This window comes from Kitasatospora sp. NPDC093558, assembly GCF_040683475.1.
GTDB lineage: Bacteria > Actinomycetota > Actinomycetes > Streptomycetales > Streptomycetaceae > Kitasatospora.
This window is the reverse complement of sequence record NZ_JBFBDY010000185.1, coordinates 1-12,001: the sequence shown is the minus strand read 5'-3', so window position 1 is coordinate 12,001 and position 12,001 is coordinate 1. Positions and strand designations below refer to the sequence as shown.

Genomic DNA, 12,001 nt, shown 5'->3' with positions numbered 1-12,001 from the left:
GGGCACCACCGCGGGTCCGAGCCCGGCCCGGACGAAGCCGAGCACCGCGTCCATCTCCCCGCCCTCCACCGCGAAGTCCGGCTCGAACCCGGCCGCCCGGCAGGCCGCCAGGGTCGCCTCGCGCACGTCGTAGCCCTCGCGGAACATCACCAGCGGCCGTCCGCGCAGCTCCGCGACCCGCACCGTGCGGCGCTTCTTCAGCGGGTCCGCCGAGACCAGCACCAGCTCCTCGTGCAGCAGTTCGGTGACGTCCAGGGCCGGCGACGGCTCCCCGCTCGCCGGGGCGATCACCAGCGCGAGGTCCAGCTCCCCCGCCTCCAGCCAGCGGACGAGATCGCGCGAGCCGCCCTCGCGGACCGCCAGCGCCACCCCCGGGTAGCCGTCCCGGAACGCCCGCAGGACGTCCGGCACCAGGCTCGTGCACAGGCTCGGCGGCGCCCCCAGCCGCACCCGGCCGCGGCGCAGCTGGACCGTCTCCTGGACGGCGAGGCGCGCGCTCTCGGTGTCCGCGAGTATGCGCCGGGCCAGCGGCAGCAGCGCGTCCCCCGCGTCCGTCAACGCGATCCGGCCGCGCGTGCGGTGGAACAGCTCGGCACCCAACTCCCGTTCCAGTGACCGGATCTGCTGCGAGAGGGACGGCTGCGCCACGTGCGCCGCCTCGGCCGCGCGCGTGAAGTGGCGGGTCTCGGCGACGGCCAGGAAGTAGCGGAGTTGCTGGAGCTGCACAGGGCCAGGATAGGGCCCATGATAGGCGCCGGCTATCGTCACGAGCCGAATCATGTCTTGGACGCACCCTTGCGGCCCTCCCTACCGTTGCTGCCATGACAACCGCGACTCGGACGGCCCGGCACCCGTCCACCCTGGCGACCCTCTGGCGGTCGACCGTCGGCAAGAAGGCCGTCATGGCCGTCAGCGGACTGGCCATGCTGCTGTACCTGGTCGCGCACATGCTGGGGAACCTCAAGGTGTTCCTCGGCCCCGACGACATCAACGGGTACGCGGCCTGGCTGCGCACGATCGGCCAGCCCTTCCTCGGCCACGAGTGGTTCCTGTGGATCGCCCGGGTGGGCCTGCTGGCCGCCGTCGTCCTGCACGGCGTGTCCGCCTACCAGCTGAGCCGGCGCGACCTCGCCGCCCGTCCGAGCAAGTACGTGCACCAGCGCCGCCGCGCAAGCTACGCGACGCGCACGATGCGCTGGGGCGGGGTGATCCTCGCGCTGTTCATCGTGTGGCACATCCTCGACCTGACGACGCTCACCGTGAACCCCGCCGCCGAGCACGGACACCCGTACCAGAACATCGTGGCCACGTTCGGCCGCTGGTACGTCGACGTCTTCTACATCGTCGCGATGCTCGCCGTCGGCCTGCACATCCGGCACGGCTTCTGGAGCGCCGCCCAGACCCTCGGCGCCAACAACGCCCGCCGGGACCGCGCCCTGAAGCTGGCCGCCAACGGCCTCGCCCTGGTCCTGACCGTGGGCTTCCTGTCCGTCCCCGTGGCCGTGATGACCGGAGTCGTGAAATGAGCTACGCGTCCTACACCGTCGGCGAGCCGATCGCCGACACCAAGGCGCCCGCCGGGCCGATCGAACAGCGCTGGGACCAGCGGCGGTTCGAGGCCAAGCTGGTCAACCCGGCCAACCGCCGCAAGCACACCGTGATCGTCGTCGGCACCGGCCTGGCCGGCGGCGCGGCCGGCGCCACCCTCGCCGAACAGGGCTACCACGTCGTCCAGTTCTGCTTCCAGGACTCCCCGCGCCGCGCCCACTCGATCGCCGCCCAGGGCGGCATCAACGCCGCCAAGAACTACCGCAACGACGGCGACTCCGTGCGCCGGCTGTTCTACGACACCGTCAAGGGCGGCGACTTCCGCGCCCGCGAGTCCAACGTGCACCGGCTCGCCCAGGTCTCGGTGGAGATCATCGACCAGTGCGTCGCCCAGGGCGTCCCGTTCGCCCGCGAGTACGGCGGCCTGCTCGACACCCGCTCCTTCGGCGGCGTCCAGGTCTCCCGCACCTTCTACGCCCGCGGCCAGACCGGCCAGCAGCTGCTCCTCGGCGCCTACCAGGCACTCTCCCGGCAGATCGCCGCCGGGAACGTCGAGATGCACGCGCGCACCGAGATGCTCGACCTCATCGTCGTCGACGGACGGGCCCGCGGCATCGTCGCCCGCGACCTCGTCACCGGCGAGATCCGCAGCCACATCGCCGACGCCGTCGTGCTCGCCAGCGGCGGCTACGGCAACGTCTTCTACCTCTCCACCAACGCCAAGAACTCCAACGCCACCGCCATCTGGCGGGCCCACCGGCGCGGCGCCCTCTTCGCCAACCCGTGCTTCACCCAGATCCACCCCACCTGCATCCCGCGCTCGGGCGACCACCAGTCCAAGCTCACCCTGATGAGCGAATCGCTGCGCAACGACGGCCGGATCTGGGTGCCCAAGGCGCGCGGCGACCAGCGGCCGCCGGCCGAGATACCCGAGGACGAGCGCGACTACTACCTGGAGCGCATCTACCCGTCCTTCGGCAACCTCGTGCCCCGCGACATCGCCTCCCGCGCCGCCAAGAACGTCTGCGACGAGGGCCGCGGCGTCGGCCCCGGCGGACAGGGCGTCTACCTCGACTTCGCCGACGCCATCCGCCGGCTCGGCCGGGACGCCGTCGAGGCCAAGTACGGCAACCTCTTCGACATGTACGAGCGGATCACCGCCGAGGACCCGTACCAGGTGCCGATGCGGATCTACCCCGCGATCCACTACACGATGGGCGGGCTCTGGGTCGACTACGACCTCCAGACCACCGTGCCCGGCCTGTTCGCGATCGGCGAGGCCAACTTCTCCGACCACGGCGCCAACCGGCTCGGCGCCAGCGCCCTCATGCAGGGCCTCGCCGACGGCTACTTCGTCCTGCCGCCCACCCTCAACGACTACCTGGCCCGGGAGGAGTTCCCGGCCGTCCCCGCCGACCACCCCTCCGTCGCCGAGGCGGAGGCCGAGGTCGAGGACCGGCTCAGCCTCATCCTCGCCGTCAACGGCGACCGCACCCCCGACTCCTTCCACCGCGAACTCGGCGAACTCCTGTGGGACGAGTGCGGCATGGCCCGCGACGAGGCCGGGCTGCGCCGGGCGCTGGAGCGGATCCCACTGCTGCGCGAGGAGTTCTGGCGCCGCATCAAGGTGCCGGGCACCGGCCAGGAGCTCAACCAGTCGCTGGAGAAGGCCAACCGGCTCGTCGACTACTTCGAGCTCGCCGAGCTCATGTGCCTGGACGCCCTGCACCGGGCCGAGTCCTGCGGCGGCCACTTCCGAACCGAGAGCCAGACCCCGGACGGCGAGGCCGCCCGCCGCGACGAGGACTACACCTACGCCGCCGCCTGGGAGTTCACCGGCACCGGCAGCGCACCCGTCCTCCACCGCGAGGCGCTCGACTTCGACTACGTCCACCCCACCCAGCGGAGCTACGCATGAACCTCACCCTGCGCATCTGGCGCCAGGCGGGCCCGGACACCCCCGGCGCGATGACCACCTACGAGGTCAGCGGGATCAGCCCGGACATGTCCTTCCTGGAGATGCTCGACACCCTCAACGAGGAGCTGATCACCCGCGGCGACCAGCCCGTCGCCTTCGACCACGACTGCCGCGAGGGCATCTGCGGCGCCTGCGGCATGGTCATCAACGGGCAGGCCCACGGCCCGGAACGCACCACCACCTGCCAGCTCCACATGCGGCACTTCACCGACGGCGACACCATCGACGTCGAGCCGTGGCGGGCCTCGGCCTTCCCGGTCGTCAAGGACCTCGTCGTGGACCGCTCGGCCTTCGACCGGATCATCGGCTCCGGCGGCTACGTCACCGCCCCCACCGGCAGCGCCCCCGACGCGCACGCCACACCCGTCCCCAAGGAGGCCGCCGACACCGCCTTCGAGCACGCCGAGTGCATCGGCTGCGGCGCCTGCGTGGCCGCCTGCCCGAACGGCTCGGCGATGCTCTTCACGTCCGCCAAGGTCGTCCACCTCAACGTGCTCCCCCAGGGCGCTCCCGAACGCGCCTCGCGGGTGCGGAACATGGTCGCCGCCATGGACGCCGAGGGCTTCGGCGGCTGCACCAACACCGGCGAGTGCGCCACCGCCTGCCCCAAGGGCATCCCGCTCCCCAGCATCGCCGCGATGAACCGCGAGTTCCTGAAGGCCGCGCGCGGCTGAACTCGCCTTCACACCATGGCCCCTCGTGCGTGCACGAGGGGCTTGTGGCGTCCGCTGACGTCCATCGGGGCGCGCGGGGCGTTCGCGCGCTCCCCAATGGAGTGGTGGATCGTCAGGAGCGGTGCTGCTGCGCGGATTTTCGCGCTACGGTGGTCCTCCGCTACGGAAGGACGGCATATGCCCGAGGTTCAGTCCTGTTCCGGTTGCGGCGGGTCCGGGGGGACCCAGAAGACCGAGGCCACGGTCGAACTGGACGAGGAAGGAAGCATGGTGCCGAGGATCCACACCTTCTGGTCGCCATGCGGTCGGTGCCACGGATCCGGGACGGTGATCGTCGGATGAGGTTGGTCTTCGAATGCGTCGAGTGCGGTGGGCACTACCTGCCGCCCGAGAGCCTGGCGTACCCCGACGGGCCCGCCTCGCCGATCTGGTGCTCGCGCTGCCAGACGGCCAAGCGGGCGGCCGGGGTCCGCGAGGACCCGCTGCTCGCGCGGATCGCGCTGGCCGCCGCGCGCGCCGCGGCCGCCCGGCGGGCGGCGGACGCCGAACCGGCGCCCGCGCGCAGCGACGTCCGCCCGTCGCGGCCGCCGCTCTCGCGCCGGTCGCGCTCGGGGCCGGGCGGGGTTCGCGGGCGGCTGGGCTGAGCTTCGGGTCGCTGAAGGGTCGGGTTGCTGAAGCATCGGGTTGCTGAAGCGGCAGGCTGTCGAAGCGTCAGGTTGTCGAGAGGAACTGCTGGAGCAGCGCCGCGACGGTGTCCGGGGCGTCCTCCGGGCTGAAGTGGCCCACGCCCGGCAGCTCGACGATCCGTCCGTGCGGGAACGCCTCCGCGAACAGCGGCAGGAAGTGCCGCGCCGCCAGCGTCCGGTCTGCGCCGCCCCAGACGGCGAGCGCGGGCACGGCGGCGAGCGCGGCGCGGGCCTCGGCGTCCGGCGTCTTGAACACGTGGGCCCCGGTCGCGAAGCCCTTCGCCCAGCCGAGCGCGCCGGCCGCCTCCGCGCGGGTGGGGAACGGCTCACCGTACGCGCGCAGCCAGGTGTCGGTGATCAGCGCGTTGTTCTCGAAGCCGTTGAGCTTCAGGGTGCTGAGGATCGTGTAGCCGAGTTCGCCGAGGACGGCGTCCAGGCTGCCGTCGGCGTGCGCGCGGGCGATCCAGCGGAACCACGGGGACTCGGCCGCGTTGGCCATGAGCGCGTCCGGAAGCCGGGGCTGGCCGAACGGCGTGGGCCCGTTGAGGCTGACCACCCGAGCGATGAGCCCGGGGCGCCGGGCGGCCAGGCCCATGCCGACCGGTCCGCCGAAGTCGTGCAGCACGAGGGTGATGTCGCGCAGGCCGAGGTCGTCGACGAGGGCGACGAGGTTGTCGACGTGGTCCTGCAGGAGGTACGTCCGGCCGGTGGGCGTCTCGCTCTTGCCGAAGCCCATATGGTCGGGGACGACCACCCGGTGAGTGGGGGCGAAGCGGCGGACCAGGTCGCGGAAGAGGTAGCCCCAGGTGGGTTCGCCGTGCAGGCAGAGCAGGACCGGGCCGGCGCCCTCGTCGACGTGGTGCATCCGGAAGCCCGGGGCGGTGCTGAAGTGCGGCCGGTAGGGGAAGGTGCCGTCGAAGGTCTCGTGGGCGGCGATCATCGCGGGGTGCTCACTCCATGCTGGTAGCAGGTTGAAACCACTTGGGGCGAGGCTAGTGGGTTGTGGTTTCAATAAGCAACCAGCTTGGGCGGGTCGACTCAGAACAGCGCTTCCTGGGTGTCCGGCTCCGGCGGGCGGACGCGCTCCGCGAGCGTGACGCCGGTGGTGGCGCGGCCGGTGACGGCGGTCAGCGTCCAGCCGGTGAGCAGCCGGGTGTCCAGGAGCAGCGGGCCGGCGCCGTCGGCCCGGTCGCCGGTCTTCTCGTCGGTCTGGTCGCCGGTCTGGTCGAGGAAGAGGTGTCGGCCGACCGGGGCCCGCAGCGTGCCCGCGAGGACGGCGCCGTGCGCGAGCCCGTCGACGTGCCGGTAGCTCTCGGGGGCGCCGCCGGTCAGGCCGAAGCGCTCGACGTGGTCCGTCACCGGACGGTCGGTGAGCAGCTCCAGGGCGTGGCCGCGCAGGAGCCCGTGCGCCTGCGCGCGGGCGTCGGCGAGGACGGCCCGGCGGTGCGGCACGTCGCCGTGCGACCACCAGCGGTCCGTCTTGGCGCGGCTCTTGAACCGCTCGCGGGCCAGGCCCGAGGCGGCGACGGTGAGTTCGGCGCGGCGGATCGCCGGCAGGCCGCCGCGGGCGGTGAACGCGTAGGCGAGCGCGCCCTGTTCGAGGAGCCGGCTGTCGCCGCGCTGCTCGGCGGTGAGGCCCACCTTGAGCAGGCCGTCGCCGAACCAGGCGAGGTAGAGCAGGTAGGTGCGGCCGTCGTCGAGGATCTGGTCCCGGGCGAGGGCCAGGCCGCGGTCGACGCTCTGGCAGGCCGGGCACTGCACGGCGGCACCACCCGAATCGATCTCCGCGTGGTGCGGACACGGCGTGCGCTCGGTGGCACCGGCCAGCCAGGCCCCCGTACACCGGCGCGGCCCGCCGAGCAGCCAGCCGACCTCCGTCCCGGCCGCGACGACGCGCTCGTGCACCCGCGGACCGCACACGGCCCCGAGCCGCGGCTGCCCGTCCTGCCAGCTCAGGCCGGTGGACACCCAGCCGGCGGGCCGGTCGGGGTGCTGCGGTGCGATCGCCACGGGGCTCCTCTCGGTCGGAACGGGTCTCGGTCGGTGAGGCTACCCGCCACCACTGACAGCGGGCACGGCCGGTACGGTGTCCGCGCACTCGACGACGCACGCGACGACACGCTCAACGACGCACTCGACGACCTACTGGGGGGACGGATGAACGGGACGAGGCCGGTCCGGGAATCGGCGCGCGTGCTGTGGGCGCACAAGCAGTTGCTGGCGATGCCCGGCATCGCCGGGGTCGTCGTGGCGGCGGCGATCGGGCTCCTGGTCGCGCTGGAGGTGGCCCTCTGGCCCCAACTCGGCGGATCCGCAGGCAACATCGCGCTCGCCGTCGCCGGGGTCGCGCTGGTGACCCTGATCTGCACCTTCTTCAACGCCGCCCTGATCCTCGCCGCCGACGACGCGCTGAGCGGCCGGCCCGTGACGGTCGGCCGCAGCTACGCGCGGGCGGCTCGGCGCTTCCCGGCGATCGCCGCGTGGGCCGCGACCGGGATCCTCGTGTGGCTGGCCGGGGCGCTGCTGGAGCGCGTGCCGGTGGTCGGCTGGGTCCTGGAGAAGGCCCTCGGCATCGCCTGGGGCTTCGCTACCTACCTGGTGCTCCCTGCCATGATGATCGACGGCCTCGGCCTCCGGGACGCCCTGCGGAACTCCGGACGGAGCTTCGGCCGCGACGGCGGCCGGATCGTCCGCGGCTCGCTGTGGATCGCGCTGCCCGCACTGCTCGCATGGCTGGCGGCACTCGGCCTGCTCATCCTGGGCTTCCGCTCGAACGACACCGCACTCATGATCCTCGCCGCCGTCGGCGCCGGACTCCTGGCCGCCGTCGCAACGGCAGTGAGCGCGAGCCTGTCCGGGGTGTTCCGCACCCGCCTCTACCGGGAGGCCCGCGCCTGACGGGCGCTTCACCCGGGCGCCCGGCATTCGGCGGCGTCGTCGGGCGGGGTGCGGGGGTGCGTGCCTAGCGTGGCGTCCTGGGGGCGATCCGAGAACTTCCGCGGGTCGGGACGGACCGTCCCGGGCCCGCCCTCCAGGAGGCACCGCATATGAGACTTCGGGCTTGTTCGAGCACGCTGGCGACCGCCGCGCTGACCCTCGGCCTGACCGCCGCCGCGACCCCGGCCCCGGCCGGGGCCGCCGAGCCGCGGCCGTTCCTCGACCGGCTGAACACCGTGTCGCTCGTCGGGTCGACCGTCCCCGCCAACGGCGACGTGAACCCGTACGGCACGTTCACGATCCGGGAGAGCATCGGTGACCTGCACCGGGGCAGCGTGCTGGTCAGCAACTTCAACAACTCGGCGAACCCGCCGGCCGGTGAGCAGGGCACCGGCACCACCCTGGTCGAGGTCGCCCCGGACGGCACGCTGAGCACGTTCGCGACGATCGACCCCGCCCACCTGCCCGGCCCGTGCCCCGGCGGGGTCGGCCTCACGACGGCGCTGACCGTCCTGCCCGGCGGCTGGGTCGTGGTCGGCAGCCTCCCCACCTCGGACGGCACGTCCGCCACCGCCCAGGCCGGCTGCCTGCTGGTGCTCGACAAGCACGGGACGGTCCGGGAGACCATCGCGAACAACGGCATCAACGGCCCGTGGGACATGACCGCCGTCAGCTTCGGCAAGCGGAGCGAGCTGTTCGTCACCAACGTGCTGAACGACACGGTCGCCGGCAACGGCGCGGAGGTCGACGAGGGCACCGTCCTGCGGATCACCCTGCACGCCGAGGGCAACCAGCCGCCCGTCCCGGTGGCCTTCACCGAGATCGGCTCCGGCTTCCCCGAGCGGACGGACCCTGCGGCCCTGGTCGTCGGCCCGACCGGGGTCGGCCTGCACAACGGCACGCTCTACGTCGCGGACACCGTGCTGAGCCGGATCACCGCCATCCCGGACGCGATCACCCGCAGGAACAGCGCGGGCATCGGACGGGTCGTCACCTCCGGCGGCAGCCTCAACGCCCCGCTGGGCATGGCGATCACGCCCAGGGGCGACATCCTCACCGTCAACGGCGGGGACGGCAACATCGTCGAGACCACCCCGGCCGGACGCCAGGTGGCGACCAAGACGATCAACAGCGAGGGCACCCCGCCCGGCGCGGGAGCGCTCTTCGGCCTCGCACTGGACCTCGACAACGACGCGGTCTACTTCGTCAACGACGCCGACAACGTCCTCGACGTCCTGCACTAGGTTTTCACCAGCTCTTCCGACCCATCAGGCCGTCGCGCCCGGAAGTCCGGCCACCCCCACCGCGTCCAGGAGCGGGCCGCCCGTGAAGGCGGCGAGGGGGCGGCCGTGCCGGGTGAGGACGTACGAGGTGTGGTGCGGCGTGTGGCCGGGCGTCGCGACGGCCCGCAGGGCGAGGCCCTCGGCCGGGTCGAGGTCGAACTCGTCACCGTCGTGCACCAGGACGCGGCGGTAGGAGACGGCCGCGTCGGCCGGCACGAGGTAGTGCGCGCCGGTGAGCAGCGCGAGCTCCGGCCCGCCGGTGGCGTGGTCGTCGTGCACGTGGGTCTCGGCGACGTACGCGATCGGGACGCACCGGCGGGCGGCCGCGGCGAGGACCCGGTCGACGTCGGCCGGGGGATCGACGGCCACCGCCCCGCCGGGCCCGCCGGCCAGGTAGCCGTGGCTGCCCGGCGCCCCGCTCTCCAGGATGTCGACGAAGTACACGCGCCCTCCTCACGGATGTACCCCTGGGGGTATCAGGGCGGAGCCTAGCAGACGTACCCCCAGGGGTATCGACGGCGCGCGGTGGGCCGGGCCGTTACGATCGCGATCATGAACGCCGCCCCTACTCCTGCCCCCAGTCCCGCCCCCACTCCCGTCCCCACCCCGGACGACCTCGCCGACGCGCTCCGGCTCGCCGCCGACACCCTGCGCGGCGCCCCCGCGGACGCCGACTGGTCCCGCCCCGCCGGCACGATCGGCTGGTCCTGCTGGGAGACCGTCGAGCACCTCGCGGACGACCTCCTCGCCTACGCCGCCCAACTCGGGCCCGCCCGGCCGCCGCAGGACCGCTACGTCCCGTTCGTCTCGACGCGCGAGACCCCGGGGGCGCCGAACAACTTCGTCCGCGCCGCACGAGAGGCGGGCGTGGAGGGCCTCATCGAGGTCCTGGAGGCGAGCGGCGGCCTGATGGTCGCCATCGCCCGCACCACCTCACCCGACGTCCGCGCCTACCACCCGTGGGGCCTCGCCGACCCGACCGGCTTCGTCGCGATGAGCCTGGTGGAACTCCTCGTCCACCTACACGACGTGGCCCAGGGCCTCGACCTCCCCTGGAACCCCCCAGCCGACATCTGCCACCGCACCCTCACCCGCCTCTTCCCCGACCTCCCCACCACAACCACCGCCCCCTGGCCCACCCTCCTATGGGCCACCGGCCGAACCCCACTCCCCGGCCACCCCCGACGCACGGAGTGGCGCTGGCACGCCGATGTGAGGGGGTAGCACGCGGGCGGGCTGGGTCCGATGACGGAACGAAGCAATCCGCTCACCCATCCGGAAGCATCGGCGGGCCGGTTCGGCGCCTATCTGCTCAGATGTTGGCATCTGCTGTTTGCACCTGCCTGAAAACAGCAGTTCTCCGGTCCTTCTCCGACGAACCAGCAGCGCGTCGACTCTCAATCCCCGCGAGCGACAGGCGCGTGCCGTCGGAGCCGACCTGCCGGCCCACTCCACAGTCGAGCTCGGGCGGCCCGTGAGTTCCCTGAGGAGCACCATGCGGAATCTGCACATCCCCCGGTACCTTGCGACGGGCACGGCCCTCGGTCTCGGCCTGGCCGTCGTCCCGACGACCGCCGGGGCCGCGACCTTCGTTCCGTGCGACACCGCGGCACTGATCACCGCGATCAGTACGGCCAACGGGTCCGGTGGGGGCACCCTGAACCTGGCCCCGGGCTGCACGTACACCCTCACCACGGCGTTCAACGGGGGCGACGCGGGCCTGCCGGCCATCACCACTCCGATCACCATCAACGCCGACGGGGACATCATCGAACGGTCCACGGCAGCGGGCACTCCCCACTTCTTCATCATCAGGGTCGACGGCGGCAAGCTCACCCTCAACAGCGGCACGATCAGGGGCGGCAGCACTCCCGGCGACGGCGGTGGCATCCAGAACATCAACGCCGGCAGCCTGACACTCCAGTCGAGCACCGTCACCGGCAACTCCGCCGGTGGCGTCGGCGGCGGGATCGCCACCTTCGTCAACGGCACGGTGATCCTGCGGGCGAGCAGCGTCGACCACAACACGGCCGCAGCCGGTTTCGGAGGCGGCATCTTCAGTGGCAGCGCGCTGACCCTGCAGGCCAGCAGCATCAGGAGCAACTCCGGCGGCAACGGCGGCGGCGTCTTCATCGGAGCGAACGGCAAGCTGACGATGAACGGCGGCGACGTCAGCGACAACGCCGCAGCCGGTGCCGTCGGCGGCATCTTCAACAGCGGCACCGCCACAGTGCAATCGGCTCTGGTCAAGGGCAATACGGCAGCCGTCAGTGCGGGCATCAGCAACCACGGCACCATGACGCTGCAGGACACCACCGTCAGCGGCAACACCGCGACCGCGGGCAACGCCGGCGGCATTGCCAACATCAGCACCGCCACGCTGACCCTGGAGGCCAGCACCGTCAGCGGCAACACCGCCAACAGCCCGGGCGCCACCGGCGGCGGCCTCTTCAACCTGGGCACCGCGACCCTCATCGCCAGCACCGTGACCGACAACAGCGCCGACACCGCCCCCGGCGGCATCTACAACAAGGCCGGCACGGTGGGACTCATCGCCACCGCCGTGGCCGACAACCACCCGACCAACTGCGCAGGCAGCCCGACCCCCGTCCCCGGGTGCTCCGGCTGACCCACCCCTACACCGCGACGGCGCCGCCGGAGGTTTTCCCCCGGGGGGCGCCGTCGCAGCGTGCGCGGAGCTGTTCGAGGTCCTGCTCGGCACCGGCACGCGCTCACGGTGAGGCCGGGCAGGAAGGCCCCGGCCGTGATGGCCGCCTGCCGTCGAAGCCCGCCCCGGACACCGCCCCGGACACCGCCCCGGACACCGTCCGGCGGCTGGATCGAGTAGGCCAGCATCGCCAGGAAGCCGACGGCGAGGAGTTCCAGCTCGTCGCT

11 protein-coding genes and 1 pseudogene are annotated in these 12,001 nt (G+C 72.6%); 8 read left to right on the top strand and 4 right to left on the bottom strand.

Going from position 1 to position 12,001, the window contains the following annotated elements; translation table 11 throughout:
- The coding region (locus AB0O00_RS18945) for a LysR substrate-binding domain-containing protein (RefSeq protein WP_363653179.1) at window positions 1–726 on the bottom strand (726 nt) is incomplete at its 3' end.
- A gap of 95 nt (window positions 727–821) precedes the next feature.
- Here AB0O00_RS18945 and AB0O00_RS18940 point away from each other — a divergent pair.
- From AB0O00_RS18940 to AB0O00_RS18925, 4 genes are all read left to right on the top strand, one after another.
- The gene (locus AB0O00_RS18940; protein ID WP_363653177.1) at window positions 822–1,526 is read left to right on the top strand and encodes a succinate dehydrogenase cytochrome b subunit; all 705 of its coding nucleotides are present in this window, start codon (window positions 822–824) and stop codon (window positions 1,524–1,526) included.
- A complete protein-coding gene (locus AB0O00_RS18935; RefSeq protein WP_363653175.1) occupies window positions 1,523–3,466 on the top strand; it encodes a fumarate reductase/succinate dehydrogenase flavoprotein subunit in 1,944 nt (647 codons plus the stop codon). The genes AB0O00_RS18940 and AB0O00_RS18935 overlap by 4 nt, the downstream gene beginning before the upstream one ends.
- Window positions 3,463–4,200: a succinate dehydrogenase/fumarate reductase iron-sulfur subunit gene (locus AB0O00_RS18930; protein WP_359971109.1), complete on the top strand. Its 738-nt coding sequence runs from the start codon at window positions 3,463–3,465 to the stop codon at window positions 4,198–4,200. Before AB0O00_RS18935 ends, AB0O00_RS18930 begins: the two co-directional genes overlap by 4 nt.
- A 338-nt stretch (window positions 4,201–4,538) precedes the next feature.
- A complete protein-coding gene (locus tag AB0O00_RS18925) occupies window positions 4,539–4,844 on the top strand; it encodes a hypothetical protein (RefSeq protein WP_363653173.1) in 306 nt (101 codons plus the stop codon).
- A gap of 67 nt (window positions 4,845–4,911) precedes the next feature.
- Here AB0O00_RS18925 and AB0O00_RS18920 read toward each other — a convergent pair whose 3' ends face one another.
- Window positions 4,912–5,826, bottom strand: a complete 915-nt coding sequence (locus tag AB0O00_RS18920; protein ID WP_363653171.1) for an alpha/beta fold hydrolase — start codon at window positions 5,824–5,826, stop codon at window positions 4,912–4,914.
- Window positions 5,827–5,924: 98 nt separating this feature from the next.
- Window positions 5,925–6,896 carry a DUF2797 domain-containing protein gene (locus tag AB0O00_RS18915; protein ID WP_363653169.1) on the bottom strand — a complete coding sequence of 324 codons (972 nt, stop codon included), beginning with the start codon at window positions 6,894–6,896 and terminating at the stop codon, window positions 5,925–5,927.
- Window positions 6,897–6,929: 33 nt separating this feature from the next.
- On the opposite strand from AB0O00_RS18915, the gene AB0O00_RS18910 reads away from it, so the two are divergent.
- Both AB0O00_RS18910 and AB0O00_RS18905 read left to right on the top strand, forming a co-directional pair.
- Complete coding sequence (locus AB0O00_RS18910) at window positions 6,930–7,784, top strand: DUF6159 family protein (RefSeq protein ID WP_363653167.1); 855 nt, start codon at window positions 6,930–6,932, stop codon at window positions 7,782–7,784.
- Between the two features lie 149 nt (window positions 7,785–7,933).
- Window positions 7,934–9,067: a hypothetical protein gene (locus tag AB0O00_RS18905; RefSeq protein ID WP_363653165.1), complete on the top strand. Its 1,134-nt coding sequence runs from the start codon at window positions 7,934–7,936 to the stop codon at window positions 9,065–9,067.
- A gap of 66 nt (window positions 9,068–9,133) precedes the next feature.
- Here AB0O00_RS18905 and AB0O00_RS18900 read toward each other — a convergent pair.
- Window positions 9,134–9,550: pseudogene (locus AB0O00_RS18900) on the bottom strand (MBL fold metallo-hydrolase); the annotation flags it as partial.
- Between the two features lie 108 nt (window positions 9,551–9,658).
- Between AB0O00_RS18900 and AB0O00_RS18895 the strand changes: the two are divergent.
- Together AB0O00_RS18895 and AB0O00_RS18890 are read left to right on the top strand one after the other, a co-directional pair.
- Window positions 9,659–10,330, top strand: coding sequence for a maleylpyruvate isomerase N-terminal domain-containing protein (locus AB0O00_RS18895; protein ID WP_363653163.1), 672 nt, complete (start codon window positions 9,659–9,661; stop codon window positions 10,328–10,330).
- A 271-nt stretch (window positions 10,331–10,601) separates the two neighbouring features.
- Entirely contained in the window at window positions 10,602–11,735 is a 1,134-nt protein-coding gene (locus tag AB0O00_RS18890) for a hypothetical protein (RefSeq protein WP_363653161.1), read from the top strand.
- Window positions 11,736–12,001 lie beyond the last annotated feature (266 nt).